The organism is Bifidobacterium sp. M0307 (assembly GCF_016100445.1).
Taxonomy (GTDB): Bacteria; Actinomycetota; Actinomycetes; order Actinomycetales; family Bifidobacteriaceae; genus Bombiscardovia; species Bombiscardovia coryneformis.
The window spans coordinates 268,118-285,004 of record NZ_JACFSL010000001.1; the positions used below are offsets into that span (position 1 = coordinate 268,118).

The 16,887-nt window shown below is 62.7% G+C and carries 6 protein-coding genes; 1 reads left to right on the plus strand and 5 read right to left on the minus strand.

Annotation, left to right across the window (positions count from 1 at the left end; genetic code table 11):
* The first annotated feature begins 85 nt into the window (after nt 1-85).
* Entirely contained in the window at nt 86-4,213 is a 4,128-nt protein-coding gene (locus tag H3V08_RS01035; RefSeq protein WP_033491584.1) for a DNA-directed RNA polymerase subunit beta', read from the plus strand.
* Between the two features lie 134 nt (nt 4,214-4,347).
* Here H3V08_RS01035 and H3V08_RS01040 read toward each other — a convergent pair whose 3' ends face one another.
* The 5 genes from H3V08_RS01040 to H3V08_RS01060 all read right to left on the minus strand — a co-directional run bounded on the left by H3V08_RS01040 (nt 4,348) and on the right by H3V08_RS01060 (nt 16,632).
* Nucleotides 4,348-6,765 carry a DUF3488 and transglutaminase-like domain-containing protein gene (locus H3V08_RS01040; protein ID WP_198181313.1) on the minus strand — a complete coding sequence of 806 codons (2,418 nt, stop codon included), beginning with the start codon at nt 6,763-6,765 and terminating at the stop codon, nt 4,348-4,350.
* Nucleotides 6,762-8,102 (minus strand): DUF58 domain-containing protein, encoded by a 1,341-nt coding sequence (locus H3V08_RS01045; protein WP_198181314.1) that lies wholly within the window; start codon nt 8,100-8,102, stop codon nt 6,762-6,764. Before H3V08_RS01045 ends, H3V08_RS01040 begins: the two co-directional genes overlap by 4 nt.
* A 4-nt stretch (nt 8,103-8,106) precedes the next feature.
* A complete protein-coding gene (locus tag H3V08_RS01050) occupies nt 8,107-9,387 on the minus strand; it encodes an AAA family ATPase (protein WP_198181315.1) in 1,281 nt (426 codons plus the stop codon).
* Nucleotides 9,380-14,929 carry an Ig-like domain-containing protein gene (locus H3V08_RS01055; protein ID WP_198181316.1) on the minus strand — a complete coding sequence of 1,850 codons (5,550 nt, stop codon included), beginning with the start codon at nt 14,927-14,929 and terminating at the stop codon, nt 9,380-9,382. The genes H3V08_RS01050 and H3V08_RS01055 overlap by 8 nt, the downstream gene beginning before the upstream one ends.
* A 209-nt stretch (nt 14,930-15,138) precedes the next feature.
* The gene (locus tag H3V08_RS01060; RefSeq protein WP_198181317.1) at nt 15,139-16,632 is read right to left on the minus strand and encodes a serine/threonine protein kinase; all 1,494 of its coding nucleotides are present in this window, start codon (nt 16,630-16,632) and stop codon (nt 15,139-15,141) included.
* Nucleotides 16,633-16,887 lie beyond the last annotated feature (255 nt).

Here is a 16,887-nt window from a genome sequence, read left to right on the forward strand (position 1 = left end):
CGGTGCCTGGACGACACCGGCCACCAGGGGACCTGACCAAGACGGAAACTTCAGAGCAGTTACAAGATCAGAGACAGGACATAGAGTGCTGGACGTCAATGCATTTGACAAACTGAGAATCGGACTGGCCACCGCCGACGACATCCGCGGTTGGAGCTATGGCGAGGTCAAGAAGCCCGAGACCATCAATTACCGTACCTTGAAGCCCGAGAAGGACGGCCTGTTCGGCGAGCAGATCTTCGGACCCACACGCGACTGGGAGTGCGCCTGCGGCAAGTACAAGCGCGTGCGGTTCAAGGGAATCGTCTGTGAGCGATGCGGTGTCGAGGTGACCCGTTCGCGCGTTCGCCGTGAACGTATGGGCCACATCGAATTGGCCGCCCCCGTCACCCACATCTGGTTCTTCAAGGGTGTGCCCTCCCGACTGGGATACCTCCTGGACATCGCGCCCAAGGACCTGGAGAAGGTCATCTACTTCGCGGCCTACATGGTCACCAGTGTGGATGAGGAGCAGCGTCACAACGACATGCCCGACCTTCAGGACGAGTTCGATACCGAGGTGAGCCGTCTGGAGCAGAAGCGCGACCTCGAGATCGACAAACGCGCCAAGAAGCTGGAAGAGGATCTGGCCGAACTGGAGAAGTCCGACGAGGCCAAGGGTTCCCTGAAGTCCCGCCTGCGTAATGGTGCAGAGCGCGACATGACCTCCATCCGCAAGCGGTATGACGACCAGATTCAGCGGATCTCCGCCGTCTTCGACCGCTTCAAGGCCCTCAAGCCTGGCGATATGGAAGGCGATGTGGACCTGTGGCGTGAGATGCAGGACCGCTACGGTGACTACTTCGACGGTTGCATGGGAGCCGAGGCCATCAAGAAGCGCCTGCAGGACTTCGACCTGGAGGCCGCGGCCAAGGAGCTGCGCAACGAGATCGACACCGGTTCAGGCCAGCGCAAGGCCAGGGCCCTCAAGCGGCTCAAGGTGGTCTCCGCCTTCCTGAACACCGGCAACAAGCCCGAAGCCATGGTTCTGGATGTCATCCCGGTCATTCCTCCCGACCTGCGCCCCATGGTGCAGTTGGACGGTGGCCGTTTCGCCACCTCCGATCTGAACGACCTCTATCGTCGTGTGATCAACCGTAACAACAGGTTGAAGAGGCTGATCGAACTGGGCGCCCCGGAGATCATGCTCAACAACGAGAAGCGCATGCTCCAGGAGGCCGTTGACTCCCTCTTCGACAACGGTCGTCGAGGACGTCCGGTCACCGGTGCATCCAACCGTCCTCTCAAGTCCCTGGCAGATATGCTCAAGGGCAAGCAGGGACGCTTCCGTCAGAACCTGCTGGGTAAGCGTGTGGATTACTCCGGTCGTTCCGTGATTGTGGTCGGCCCCTCCCTGCGTATGCACCAGTGCGGTCTGCCCAAGCCCATGGCCCTGGAGCTCTTCAAGCCCTTCGTGATCAAGCGCCTGGTGGATCTGAACTATGCGCAGAACATGAAGAGCGCCAAGCGTCTGGTCGACCGCGGCGATGCCGAGGTCTGGGGCGTCCTGGAAGAGGTCATCGCCGAACATCCCGTTCTGCTCAACCGTGCACCTACGCTGCACCGTCTGGGCATCCAGGCATTCGAGCCCATCCTGGTCGAGGGCAAGGCCATCCACCTGCCCCCGCTGGCCTGCGCGGCCTTCAACGCCGACTTCGACGGCGACCAGATGGCGGTCCACCTGCCCCTGTCGGCAGAGGCCCAGGCCGAGGCGCGTTCGCTCATGCTGGCCTCAGACAACATCCTCAAGCCCGCTGACGGACACACGGTCACCATGCCCTCCCAGGACATGATTCTGGGTCTGTACTACCTGACGTCCGCCATTGAGGGGGCCAAGGGTCAGGGTCGAATCTTCTCCAGCCTGGCCGAGGCCCGTATGGCCCTCGACCTGGGTGAGATCGACATGCAGGCCAAGATCCTGCTCCGCGTGCCCGAGGACTTCGTCATGCCTAAGGATTGGGAGCCCGGCGAGCTCAAGGTCGTCGACCCCGAGCCCGGCAGCCCCGATGTGGTCAAGGAAGAGGTCTTCAAGGATGGTTCCAAGCTCTTCGCCACCAACTATGGACGTGTCCTGTTCAATGAGACCCTGCCCGTGGACTACCCCTACATCAACGAGCAGGTGGCCAAGGGCAAGCTGGCAGGCATTGTCGATGACATCGCAACCAGGTACTCCACCGCCCAGGTGGCAGCAACCCTGGATGCCCTGAAGGATCTGGGCTTCACCAGGGCCCAGTGGTCCGGCGTGACCATGGCCTTCTCGGACATCGTGGTGCCCCCGGAGCGTACCGACATCGTCGATGACTACCAGCGTCAGACCGCCAAGGTCAACTCCCAGTACGACATGGGTCTGCTGACCGACGAGGAGCGCCGCCAGGAGCTGATCAACCTCTGGACCGAGTGCACCGACAAGGTGGCGGATGCCATGCAGGAGCACTTCACACCGGGCAACAACGTGAACATCATGGTGCAGTCCGGGGCACGTGGAAACTGGATGCAGATTCGTCAGATCGCCGGTATGCGAGGCCTGGTGGCCAACCCCAAGGGCGAGATCATCCCCCGACCGGTCAAGTCCAACTACCGCGACGGCCTCTCGGTGCTGGAGTACTTCATCTCCCAGCACGGTGCACGCAAGGGTCTGGCGGATACGGCACTTCGTACGGCTGAGTCGGGCTACCTGACCCGTCGTCTGGTCGACGTCTCCCAGGACGTGATTGTGCGCGAGGAGGACTGCGGCACCAAGCGTGGTCTGGCCATGAAGGTGGCCGAGCGCGACGACCAGGGCAACCTGGTGCTGGTCAAGGCCGCCGACGGTGGTCCTTACTCCCGCCTCCTGGCCGACGATGTGATCGACCCCGCGGATGGCAAGACCGTGCTCTACAAGCGCGGCGACGCCCTCTCCATGGATGCCCTGCGCGACATGGTCGCCCACGGTGTTGAGGAGGTCAAGGCCCGTTCGGTCCTGACCTGCGAGTCCACGCGCGGAGTGTGCGCCAAGTGCTACGGCTGGTCCCTGGCCACCAACAAGCTGGTGGACGTCGGCGAGGCCGTCGGTATCGTGGCCGCCCAGTCCATCGGCGAGCCCGGTACCCAGCTGACCCTGCGTTCCTTCCACTCCGGTGGTGTGGCATCGGCCTCCGATATCACCCAGGGTCTGCCCCGTGTCACCGAGCTCTTCGAGGCCCGTACCCCCAAGGGTGAGGCCCCGATTGCGGAGTTCCCCGGCACCGTCAAGGTGGAGGACACCGACCGTGGCCGCCAGGTGACGCTGACCCCCGACGATTCCTCCGTCGAGGCCCTGACCTACCCGGTCACCAGGCGTGCACCCATGTTGGTCAAGGACGGACAGCACGTCGAGGCGGGCACCCAGCTGATCGAGGGCTCCGTGGATCCCAAGAAGATTCTGCGCATCCTCGGACCGCGTGCGGCCCAGGTGAACATCGTCAACGAGGTCCACACGGTCTACCGCTCCCAGGGCGTGGATATCCACGACAAGCACATCGAGGTCATCGTTCATCAGATGCTCCGCCGCGTGACGGTCATCGACTCCGGTGATACCGACCTGCTGCCCGGCGAGCTGGTCGACCAGTCCAGGTTCAAGTCCGCCAACATGAAGGCCGTCAAGGCAGGTGGCAAGCCTGCTGCCGGCCGTCCCGAGCTGATGGGCATCACCAAGGCCTCCCTGGCCACCGATTCCTGGCTCTCCGCCGCCTCCTTCCAGGAGACGACGCGCGTCCTCACCGAGGCCGCTCTGAGCCAGAAGGTCGACGACCTGAAGGGGCTGAAGGAGAACGTGATCATCGGCAAGCTGATTCCGGCAGGCACCGGCCTGGCCCGGTACCACAACGCTACCGTGGAGCCCGACAAGGCCATCCGCGACACCATCTACCCGAACTTCGGGTTGGGTGGCGACGATGTGGATCTGAGCGACGCCGACCTGAACGATGTGGACTTCTCCAACATCGACTTCGGGGACCTGAAGCTGGGTGACGACTTCAACCCGGATGACTTCCTGAACGACCATGGTGGCCAGAGCCACCTGGGCTCTGGGCATGGTGACATCACCGGCCAGTCCTTGGACGAGTCCGGCATCGGTCAGACCGATGGCCAGGATGCGGCAGGAGACCAGGGAACCGAAGCCACCTTCTCCTCCTCGGACCAGGATTCCGATCAGTGATTCGATGAGTTGATTCGAGTTCCGTACAGGACTCGATACGAAGAAGGACCCCCGTCCGGTTTCGCACCGGACGGGGGCCCTTCTTCGTATATCCGGGTGGCCTCATGCGCGCACAGACCGCGAGTCAACCAGGCTCAGAGAATGTGGCGCAGGGATAATCGCGCTTTCCAATGTCTGAAGCGGGGGAGGCCCTCCAGAATGGACCGCCGGACCTGGTCCACCAGGTTCCAGTATTCGATGGCCTCCTCGTCCGATACCAGGTGATTGTCGAAGCTTGCCCCGTCGGCTATGGCGCAGAGCCGATACAGGTCGTCTCCATCAGCGGGTTCACCGATTAAGGGCTCGTGGAGCCCAAGGAGGTCCTGGTTGATGGCTCTGGCCTGTTCCCTTCTGGTTCCCTTGAGTCTGAGGCCCGATTGCCGGGCCAGGCTGTTGATTTGCTTCCATCCCCGCTCGATTCGCTCCTTGGGCGATCCTCCGGTCCTGGCCCGATTTAGAAGCCATGCCTTGAGCGCCAGGATGGACAGGACCAGCAGGGTCAGTATCCAGAGGGGTGAGGAATAGGCAAGAATCTTCCCGATCAGTGCTCCGTATCTGGCCCAGAAGGAGGGGCTGGCTTCCTTGTCGGCATCCTGACCGCCGATGTGGGCCCTGCTCTTGGCGCCCTGGTCATCCCTGGGAGGATCGACCAGTGGGGGCGGCGGCTGCCTGACCAAGGTCTTGGGGTTGGGAGGGGTGAGGTTCAGGTTCCTGTCCGGTGTCCTGGTCTCCTGAGGTGTGGGATAGAAGGGCACCCATCCCAACCCCGCCAGGTTGATTTCCACCCAGGCTTCGGCATCCCCTCCCTTGAAGTCCACCGTGGTGCCGCCGCTGGCGTCCTGATGGGTGCGGTCCTTGCTGATGTCTCCCTGCTTGTCCTTGGGTATGAACCCCAGTACGACCCGGGAGGGGAGTCCCACCTGCCTGGCGAGAAGGGCCATGGCGGAGGCGTATTGTTCGCTGTCTCCGACCATGGCCTGGGCCTGGAGGAGCTGGTCAATCCGGTAGTCCCCGTGGCCGGAGGGGGAGGGGTAATCACCTTCCAGCCCGTGGGAGAACCAGCCCTCCTGGCGGAGTCTGGCTTCGATTGACAGGGCCTTGGCACCGGGTTGGCTCTGGACGGAGGTCACCAGCGCCGCCACCTTCGATAGGGAATCCGGAGGGTCCGAGACGGGGGGAACTGAGGCCATCCCTGCCTGGCTGTTCTTGATGGCATCCCGGCTGGGTCTGGCCTTCGTGGTGCCCTGAACCGTATAGGTGGTATCGGCGCCGAGTGGGGCGGTGGTGATGGCGGACTCGGTGGCCTTGTTGTAATAGAGGTCGTTCCTGCTCAATCTGCCTTCGGGGTTGATTGAGCTTGGCTGCCCGGCCATGGGCACCCAGGCGTGCCCGAAATCCCGATGGATGGTGAAGGTGGCCTCGAATCTTGTCCCCTCCGTTCCGCCGGTATCGTTTCCGTCATCAGGGTCGGGGGCGATGGTACTGCCGATGCGTCGGTAATCGGAGGACTGCCCGGGTATGGTGCTGTCGGAGAGGTTCCAGACCTTACCGTCGTACCTGTCCATGACGGCCATTCGGACCGGGGTGCCGCCCGGGAGGTTGTGAACGGTTACCAGGGTGTCGTCCTTGTGGTCCTTGATGTAGGACCTGTAATCACTCAGTGGGCTGGTGAACTGGTAGGGGTCGATCGGAGGCCGGTACCGGTCGCGTAGCGCCAGCCGGTCAAGGGGGGCCAAAAGGGTACCGGCCAGGGTAATGGCCAAGGTCAGGGCCAGGACCAGTGACTTGGCGAGGACCCTGCCGGGCTGGAGCAGACCCAGGCGCCAGGATGCCCAGAGAAGAACCAGGATCCACTGGCAGTATCCCGCAGGCCCAGGGTGCCAACCGTGGCTGGTTCCCAGGAGGGCCGATACACCCATGGTGACGAGTATCGGCAGGATGCACAGGAGAGGGCTGGGATCGGTACCGCCGTCAGAGCGTACCTCCTGTCCAAGGGGGTGTAGTTCCTCCAGGAAGACGGCCAGGAAGGAGGTCCACAGGAGCAGGGTCCACAAGGCCATGAATCCGCCCGCCTCCCAGCCCAGTGGCGGGTCAATCGAAATCAAGGCTTTGAAGGAGCCGAACGTGGAAGCGAATCCGTCCGCCAGGGTTTGGCTGGTCGGAAGCACATGGATGAGGGTGGTGCCATTAAGCGTGATGATGGGGCCCAGGATGAACTGGGCCACAAGCAGCAGACCAACCTGGAGGTATGGCCTGAAGGCACGGCTGGAGCGGATCAGGGCGATCAGGGCTCCGGTCATGCCGGAGACGAGTCCCACCAGCAACCATCCTTTGAGGTCCGCGTACACGGGGAGGAGTTGGATGGCCGCCAGAAGGTTGAGTGGTACCAGGGTCAGGGCACCAAGTAGACCCCGCGCCCGATTCACGGCGCCTACAGGCGCGGTCTGCTCGCCTCCCAGTACGCGGATGGGGGAGGGGGGTGTCTGGGGTTGCCAGGTCGAAGTGGTCTTCATGAGAGGGTCCTCAACAGCTGAGGTAGGTCTCCCAGGGTGCCCAACCGCGCCCGGGTCAGTGTGCCCAGCTGCTGGATGGTTGGTCGTTCTCCCTGTGCTGCGGTCAGGACCATGGATCGGATGGACTTGGGGAGACCAGCTGCCATGGTCTCGATATCCGTCTGGTCCGGACGGGAGCCGCTCACCAGCAGGACCAAAGAAGCGTCCGGGATATGGGATTCCATCATGTTGAGCCAGGAGGCCGAGGTTTGACGGACACTTCCCTCGGTGGGCTTCTGGACAGGGAGGATGAGGCTGCAGGCATCAAGGAAGGCACGGGGCGTATCCGTGCGAAGAAGGTCTGCGTCAAGTGTCGGTCGGTTTTGCGATAAGCCGACTCTCCGGTTGCTCATCTGCCCGTCCCTGTTCGATCCGGCATGGTTGCCGGCCTGGCCGGCGGGGATCATGGCGGCCAGCGTGCGTCCGTCAAGGAGGCAGCGAGCTCCCAGGGATGCGAAGACGCTGACGGCCAGTTCGAATTCCTCGGCGGTGGAATATGAGGTCGGGTCCGTATCCATCCAGAGGACGGTATCCGTGCGGAGTGTGGGCTCATACTGGCGGACCATCATGGAACCGGTCTTGGCCGTGGACAACCAGTGGACACGTTTGATGTCGTCTCCGGGCTCATAGGGGCGTAGAGCATGGAACTCCATATCGTCGTCGACGGTTCCCGAAGTCGTCTGCCCTTCCAGGTCCCGTTGCAGTCCGGCAGTGATGGGATCAAGGTCAATCGTTCTCGGGTGGACATAAACCTGGTTTCCGGCGGCCAGAACCCTCTGTCGGCGAATCACCCCGAAGGGGTCGCCTGCCTCCACGGTGACCGGGCCCAAGGATATGGCGCCGCGGTGCAGGGCCTGGAGATTCAGGTGCAGGTGGGCGGACTGTCCGGGCGATAGTGCCGGTACCGGCAGGTGGGAGGGTTCGGCCCCGACCAGGATGCCGACTCTGCCGCTGCGGGTGGATTGCTTGCCGGGGTTGGTCAGGATGATGGAGAGTTCCGACTCCTGGCCCACACTCAGATGGGTCCTGTTCAGGTCGACTTCCGCCTTGTATCCCAGATTCCCCATGCTCATGACCATCCCTGCGGCAATCAGGGCCAGGCCGGACAGGGCAAGGGCCAGGAGTTCGGCCCAGCCGGTCAGGGCCAGACCGAGACCGGCAATGACCGCGACCAGGGCCAGTCCCCACCCGAGTGGTGTCACCATGGAGAGGACCCGGCACCATAAGGCATGGGCGGTCGGTTCACGGACGGTCCCTGAGGTTGGTCGTGAGGTCTTGTCGGAGCTCATTGCAGTCATGCCTTCAGTGCTCTGTTGTGGGCACGGGAACCCCTTCAAGGGCTTCGGCCAGGGCCTGGTGCTCATCGACTCCCGAGAGCCTGGTTTCGGTCTCCAAGACCAGACGGTGGGCCAGAACAGGGTCGACCAGCTCCTTGACATCATCGGGGATGACATAATCCCGTTCCTGGGAGCATGCCTTGATGCGGGCACACCGTATCAAAGCCAGGCCTCCACGGATGGATGAGCCCACCTTGATGGCCCTGCTGTGACGCGTGGCCTCGATGATGCGAACGGCGTACTCCACGATGGAGGGATGACAGTAAACGTTGGAAGCGTACTGGGTCATGGCTGCGATGTCGTCGGCACCGACCACGGCGGTGATCATCCCGGCACGGTCCTTGATATCGGCCTCCTGAAGGATTCGTATGCTTGCATCGTGCCCGGGAGCTCCCACGGAGGTTCGAATCAGGAAGCGGTCCATCTGAGCCTCAGGCAGGCTGTAGGTGCCCAACTGTTCAATCGGGTTCTGGGTGGCCAGGACCATGAAGGGATGGGGCACCTGGTAGGTGCTGCCGTCGACGGTGACCTTTTCTTCCTCCATGACCTCCAGGAGGGCGGACTGGGTCTTGGGGGAGGCCCGGTTGATTTCGTCGGCCAGAATCATCGAGGCGAAGACGGGCCCAGGCCTGAAGGAGAACCTGCTCTCGGTCTGGTCATAGAAGGTGACGCCAACGACGTCCGAGGGGAGGAGATCTGGGGTGAACTGAATCCGTTTGAATTCCACGTCGATGGACCTGGCCAGTGCCCGTGCCAGCTGGGTCTTGCCGGTACCGGGATTGTCCTCAAGGAGGACGTGGCCGCCGGCAACCAGGGCCGTGATGCACAGCTCCACGGTCGCCTCCTTGCCCACCACTGCCTTGCTGACGTTCTCGGAGATGGACCGGAAGAGCCTGGCGAAATCACTGCAGCTCCTTACCGGGCCGGCCTCTGTTGGCCCCTGGGGTGCACTGTGCCGAATCTCGTTGCCGCCCGTGACCAGCGGACTGAGGTTGGTCTTGTCCTGAATCAGTGGTTTGCTCGCCGCCAGCGACCTGGATTGGTATGCACCCAGCCTGGTGCTGTCTTCAAGGTCGGTGCGCATCTCCTTGCGGCTGGATGTCCCTGCCCGACCGGCGGGCTGCCTGGGGTTTGCCTGGCCGGGGTGTGCAAGGCTGCCGCCAACATGGGGGGAACCCACTCTGGTGGCATCGTCCATTGGGGTGTGGGCATTCTGGGTGTGGTCGTCCTGGAATCGGTCATTCATGTCTGTCAATCCTTGTTCTCTCGTAAGACCGGCTGGTTGCGTTTGCTTGCGGTTTCCCCCGGTTCCGTGGTTCTGATGGCGCGTATTCCGCTTCCCGGGTGGCCTGTGCTCGACGGCTCTCCATGGCTCTCTTCTTGGGTGGACGTGTTCCTGCAAGCGTCAGCTCCCTGGTCGTGGCTGGCGACTGCCCTTCCTCTCCCATGCCGCCGATGCGGCTGATGGCCTTGAACCGGATGGTATTCCCGGGCTTTGCCATCGAGGCTGGCAGAGTGATTTGCCCCGTGGCCATTCCGGAAGTGCAGCCCAGGGTCCAGGAGTCAGCCGAGGGGTCGGCTCCCTCGATGGTGACCAGGATGTCCCCGCAGGGCCTGCCGTGGTCGGCGCCCGGGATGAGTGCCAGGTCGATCAGACCGGGGTTGTTGGTGGGGTCGGGCTGCTCTATCTTGCCGAAGGCGGGCGGGTCGGGGTGCGACCAGGTGGAACCGGAGACTGACCGGGCTTCACCGGCACCGGCGAGATTGGATGGTGTAACGGTGATGGAACAGGCCTGTCCGGCATCCTGATGGTCCACGGAGAAGACTGCGCTGGTGGACGTGGGGGAGCGCCCCCTCATCGATCCGCAGCCTGATCCGGTGGTCTGTATCAGGTATCGGTCAATGGCGGAACCGCGGTTCTCGGGCTGGTCCCACCTCACCGTCAGGGTCTCCTTGGTGTTGCCGTCCATGGATAGGTTCCGAACACCGTCGGGTATCACGTCAGGTCTGGCCGCCAGCGGGGAGGAGGCCGGGGACCATCCGACCTCGTTGTGGGCCTGAACCGTAAAGCTGTAGTCTTGCCCGTTGGACAGACCGCTGATGGTGCAGGTGGTGGCTTGCGAGCAGGATTGCTGACCGGAGCCGGTGCTCGACCGGTAGGAGACCCGGTACTCGTCGATGGGACTCCCGTTGGCGCTCCCCGGCAGCCAGGCCAGCGAGACTGTTCCATCGCCTGCACGGGGGGACCCTGCCAGCATCTTGGGGGCCTGGGGCCTGTCGACGATACTGACTGTTATGGATGCACTTACGCGTCGGTCCTTGTCTCTGGTGCCGTCTTCCACGGTCACCAGGACGGTGTTGGTCGAGGCGCCGATATCCCTATCGGTCTTGATGGTCACCCGTCCGTCCCCGGAGTGTGAGGCGGTCAGCTTGGATGTATCGTCCGTCACCACGCCGACCACCCGCAGAGGAGTGTCGGGGAAGGGGTTCATGGCCCCGTCCAGCACGTCGACATTGAGGCTCTGCCCGGCCTTGGCCCTGACGGTCCGCGACGGTATCGATGCCAGAGGCCGGGTGGTCTTTACGACCCTGAAGGTCAGGCCCCCTTTGACGGTGCCGTCCTTATAGGCAATGGTGACGGGGAGGGTTGCCCGGGCACCGGGCGCAGCCGTTTTGTCCGCGCTGACGGAGAGCTGACCCTGGGGTGTGAGCGATACCTGGATAGGGCCGCTGGCCCCGCTTGTCGAATAGGTGTAGGAGTCGGAGGCGCTTCCCCGGGGAATCCGGGTCAGGGCCTTCAGGGAGATGGTTTGAGCCGGGTCTCCGGCCACCAGGTCTATGGGTGGAGCCGAGAGGGTGGGCGGTTCTTCACGCCCTCCCTCAACGGTGATGGGAAGGGTCAGGACGGCCGAGTTGACAATGGTCTTCCCGTCGGGTACCCCATCCTGGGCGGTGAAGGTCAGGGAGGCAGGCCCGGAATAGTCCCTGTCTGCGGTGAACCTGAGGGTGGTTGGATCCACATAGGGGTCGGACCCGTCGGACTTGGTGGCCGAAACGGAATCGGGTGACGCGATTCGGGCGGTCTTGCCTGCTCCTACCCGTACATGGTCGGCGATATCGATGGTGATGCTCTGCCCGGCCCGGACACGCAGATCAGGGGCCTTGGGGCGGATGGTGGGTGGAAATACCCCGAACGCGGGCACCTTGACGAAGGCCGTGGAGGTAATGCCGTACCTGGTGTTGGTGACCGTGTAGGGGACCGCCCTGGCCTGATCGGTGAGGTCAATGCTGAGGACTGTGGACCCCGGACCGCCCTTGACCCGCGCATTGTCTCCGGCACTGGGATGCACCTCAAGTTTCAGGTCCTCCACGGTTCCCGAGGGATTGGACATGGAGTCGGCCAAATCGACCTCGACCGTGCGCTTGTCGATGGTATCGGCAGGGGCCACGTCATAATCCTGCAGGGTCGGCGGCTGTATCGGAGCCTTGGGGTCCGTGGTGATGGTCAGGGTCGCCTGGTCGCTGATGCCCGCCTGGTTCCTGGCACGGTAGACCACATATGCGGTGCCGGCCTGGGGTGGTGTGGTCAGGCGGATCATGTTGTCCACTACCTTGGCTTCGCTCACACCGGTGGCCTCCAGATGGGGGTCAAGGGTCAGTGGGGTGTCGTCTCCCGAAATGTCATTGGACAGGACGGGCACATCCACTGCCATGCCCGGTCTCATGGTCACCTGGTCGTCCCGGCTGAATACGCCCCCGCCTGTGGAATTCCGGAAGACTCCGACTCGTATATGGCCCTGGGCGCGTTGTCCCACCCAGTCCTCGACCGCATAGGTGAAATCGTCGGTCCCACTGGAGTCGGCATAGGCCTCATATATCAGGTAATCGGCCCCGACCTGGGTGATGCGCCCCAGTTTGGGTGCCTGGTTTCCCAGTCCGGACAGTGTGTCACAGTCCCCATCGGGGTCGATGCCGGTCAGGGCGACGGGAATCCGGACCTTGGACCCTGCGGCCACCTGGGCCTGTACATCGTCGGGGGTTGGAGCCGGTTTGTCCTTCTGGTTGCCGGTATGGACCTCGAAGGTGATGACTCCCGAGGCGGTGTTGCCGAGGTTGTCCTTGACCGTGTAGGTCACGGGATAGGTTCCCGGTTCCTGGCCTGCCTGATAACGCACCACATCGCCGGAAACGAAGACAAGTCCCTTGAAGGTTCCCTGGTCCCTGCCCAGATCGGGTTCCAGGCTGACTGTGGTTCCATCGGGGTAGGTCACATGGTCCATGACACTGACCGTGACCAGGCCTCCCTGCCGGACCTGGGTGCTGATGTTGTCGGCCTTGGGGGTGGAGGATCCCCGATCCAGGGGCGGTGGCTGCAGGGTGATGGTTCCCTGTGCGTCACCGGCCGAGTTGGCGACGGTGTAGGTGATGTTGACCGGGTGGGAGGGAATCTGACGTGCTGTCAGATAGATCCTCTTATGATTGACGATTCCGGCCTTGATGCCCGAAGACGGATCGGCTGATGCGGAAGTCAGGGCAAGGACCCCGCCCATGGGATCGAGGTCATTGTCAAGAGGATCGACGATTGCGGTTTGGTCGGCTCCCAGGAGGGCCACGTCATTGACCGCGACCGGTTTGGCTGCCTCCCCCTTGATCTGGGCCACCTCCAACCGTGCCAGCCCCTGTGTGGTGTGATCCCCTTGGGCGACGGTGTAGGGCACGTAGTATGTGCCGGGATTCTGGGCGCTGAAGGTGAAGGAGAGGTCCTCGGTGTTGGACTCCACCCGGGTCTCGTCGGGTTGGCTGATTTTTGCCAGTCGCAGAGGCTGGGCGGAATTGCCGTGTGTGGTTTCCTTCAGATTTATCCTGACGGTCCTCCCGGGTTGGACCTGCCTGATGACCGGGTCGACCAGGGGACTCAGGGTATTGGCGGGCCTGATGGAGAAATAGACCAGTCCGTCTCCGCTCTGTTTCCCATCGGAGACGGTCACTCGTATGCCGACTCGTCCGGATGTGGCGGATCCGGTGGATAGGGTCAGCCTTCCATCGGTCCTTGTCGTGACCGATACCTGGTCGGAATTGGTGGGGGCTGCCGCAACCAGGGTCATCGTGTCCCCGTCGGGGTCCATGAATCCGGCCAAGGCATTGATGCTGATGGTGGCTCCTTGCTCCACCTCGTATTCGGGTGGGGTATCGACCTGCTCGGGGGCCCTGTTTTCCTCGATCATATTTTCCGGGGCGATTGTCAGGACGATGCCGGCCGAGGACACCTGTCCGTGGCCGTCGGTGATGGAGTAGTTGATTCTTATGGTGCCTGGGTTGGCTCGTCCTGCATCGACCTGGAGGAATCGACCATCGTAGACCGGGGCTAGTGTCACCTCGCCGCTGGAGGTCTGCGCATCGCTGATCTGCAGGACCGAGCAATCCGTCTGGTGGTCGTTGCGTAGGGGGTCCAGGAGGGCTCGTGTTCCCGCTCGTATGCCGAACTGGTCGTCTTCGGCCTTGATGGACCCGGACCGGCTGTCGCAGGAGGGGGCGAACCGTTGTTGGTTGTTTGCCGAGTCCTCTTTCTGGTCCCTGGTCTGGGTCTCCTTGACCTCCATGGTTCGCCACTGGACCTTGATCATCTTCGTGGACTCGCGGGGATTCCATACGTTGCCTGCCAGGACGTCATTGAGGATGACCTGCCGGTGATTGGCACGGAAGACCAGGTTGTCGGTCGGGGAGATGGACTGGAGCGTGGTCAGGCGGGGGTCCAGATCGGACTTCCTTCCCTCAGCCTGGGCTGATGGCATTGCGCCCCCTGTGCCGCATAGGCGGATGAAGTTGCGGCTGGTCGAGGACCACGCCGCCCAGAGGCAGCCTCCTGAAGAGACCGGACGGGCGGGTTGTCCGTTCCCGCCGGTGGTGATCAGGGTGGGATCCGTGCCCGGGGAATCCAGATTGACCAGGTGGACACCCCCCTGATCGCTGACCCCCACCCAGTCGTTACGTTGGATGCGGTCGACCGGGGTCTCCTGTATCGTCAGGTCGCCTGAACTGTGGATTCGGGTGGATCCCTTGGACCAGTACAGTGTCCTGCCTGAAAGGACCACTGCCTGGTCTCCGACCACGGCCATCCCATCGGCCTTGATCGGCTTTCCGTCGGTTATGGATTCCAGGGTACGGTGGGTTTTCCCGCCGGGGCCGTCCACCACCAGTACGGCTCCATCGGAGGGACGGAAGGCGTAGACGGAACCCTGGGGGGTGACGGATACGGCCCCTCCACGGCCAAGGGTCAGGATTGGTTGTTGCTGATTCGGGTCCAGGGCCTTCAGGTCATCGCCCCGCCCCACCCACACCTTGCCTGTGGTCCGCTGATGGAGGGCGACGGTCGGGCCGTTGACAATCTGCTCAACCTGGGTCCCCAGCCTGGTTCGGTCACCGATGCTGGCGGTCGAGGCGTTGATGGGCGACATGGCACCATCCTGCCCCAGGATGGTGGTGTAGCCGCTCTGCGCCAGGTCGAAGCGGCTGGTATTGGTCGACAGGGCCACGTCGGCCTCGCCGATTCCCGGTTTGAAACGGGCCACCTTGCGCTCGTCCTGGGAGGTGATCCAGACGCTTCCATCATCAACCTGCACCTGTTGCCGGTTGATTGTATTCAGCAAGATGGCGCCTGCCGCAATCAGGACCAGGGCAATAAAAACCACGACAGGGATGGACCAGGGGCTGCGCGTCGAGGACATGAGGGAACGGATCCGCTGCCTGATTCGGTGCCGCCGCGAGGGGCCGCTCCCACTACCCATCATTATTCCTTGCCTTGTGATGATGATTCCTACGAGAATTCCATAGTGTCATCCCAGGTCCTTCCACGATGCCGGAAGGGATTTCTTTTTCATCGCCCGCCCATTCGGGATACCTATGATTTGAGTGTATCTTCCTGTCGTCGAGAGAATCGGCCTGTAGAACAATGTGGATAAACGAGCCAGTAGAGACGGATGACGGGCACCAACCCTGTTCACTGGGTGGCGCAGATCGTGGTCGGTTCCTGGGAGACCCGCTGATCCGCCCGGACCAGACTGACTGCGATACAGGTCTGTGGTCCCTCCGCCTGAGGCAGTACAGCCGTGGGTTCCTTGGTCTGGGCAGTGGCCCCATGCCTGTTCCCCTGATCGGCAAGTGGGTACCAGACATAGGTGTCGCCGGATTGGGGGTCCGGATTGTCCCAGGTGAAGATGACCTGTGCGCCCTGGTAGGTCCCCCTTCCGCCGACGACCGAGGGCACAGGGGCGTGGTCTTCGGGACTGCTTCGCGGAATGACATCCTCGGTGTTGGGTGTTTCGGGAATGGTCGTCGAGGTCCCATTCCCGGGTGCGGTCGTGGCCGCCCCGGGCCTGATGCTGTCGATGTCCGGCAGGATGAACAGACCGACCACAAGGGTCACCGCCAGTAGTGTCACCCCTGCCGCCAGGACCGGTCGCACCCATTTGCCGGATAGGCGACCGATGCTCCTTGCCTGGCTGGCATCACCGTGCAACCGTCCATGGCTGCCGGCGTCGGTGGCATCGTTGAGACCATCCCGTCCGGCATCAATGCCCAAACCTGTCGTGCGGCCGCCATCACCCTTGTCGGGGAAGGGGGCGACCCCATCTCCTATGAAGGAGGTCATATGGCCGTAAAGTTCCTGCTGTATCTTCTGCATGGCCCGCCCGAAGTCGAGAGCGGTGTAGTATCGGTCGTCCCTATCGTGGGCCATGGCCCGGTCCAGAACCTGTTCGAACATGACCGAAGCCTCGCCCCCGTGCAGAGACGGAAGCCTCTGGTGCATTATGGCCTGGGCCAGCTGATCCTCATTGGCTACCTGATACCCGTATTCAAATGGGGATTGCCCGGTCAACATACCGAAGAGTGAGGCGCCCAGGGAGTAGATGTCACTGGCCTCGGAACCGCCTGCACTGTTGGCGAGGATCTCGGGTGCCGCCCAGGGTATCGAGAGTCCCCTGGCCTCAGCCGTTCCGTAGGTGGAGGCCGAGATGCCGAAATCGGACAGGACGGGAAGGCCCTGCTCGGTTATCAGGAAATTCCCCGGCTTTACGTCGCGATGAATGATTCCCTTGGTGTGTGCGCTGTAAAGGGCGCTCGCCATCCGGACCCCCAGGTCGAGTGTCTGTTCCTCATTCAGTCTGGTCGAGCGCATGATGGTCTTGCAATTACCCCCCGATGCGAACTCCAGGATCAGGCAGTCCCGCCCGTCCCTGCTGACGACGGCCTGGTGGATGGTCAGGATGTAGGGGTGGGTGGAGAGCCTGGCCAGATAATCGGCCTCTCTCAGGAAGAGCCCGTGCGTGGCCTGGCTGTATGCGCTCGCCTTGACGGCCACCGGTCGTGAGGGGGACTCCTGTTCATACAGATAGACGGATGAGGTGCCTCCCATACCCAGGGGGCGGACGTAATGGTATCCCGGCAGGTCCGGGGGGTCTGCGGGAGGGGTTTCGCAAGGTTGGCTCGTCATAAAAACCACAGTCTGCCGGGATTAGAAAGGGGAACAAAACTAAGTAACAGAGTATACCTCCATATGGAAGAATCCACCAGTCAGAATCCACGGCCTATAGGCGGGCCGCAATCAGCTGGCACCCTGCCGGTTTCGGACATGCATCCCACCGGACCTCTTCATGCCCGACAGTGTACTTTTAGTAGAGCCGTAAGCCTGAAACCCCTTGTGTCAGAAGCGCTCCAGATTTCCAGGTCAAGGCAGGGCCGGACATGA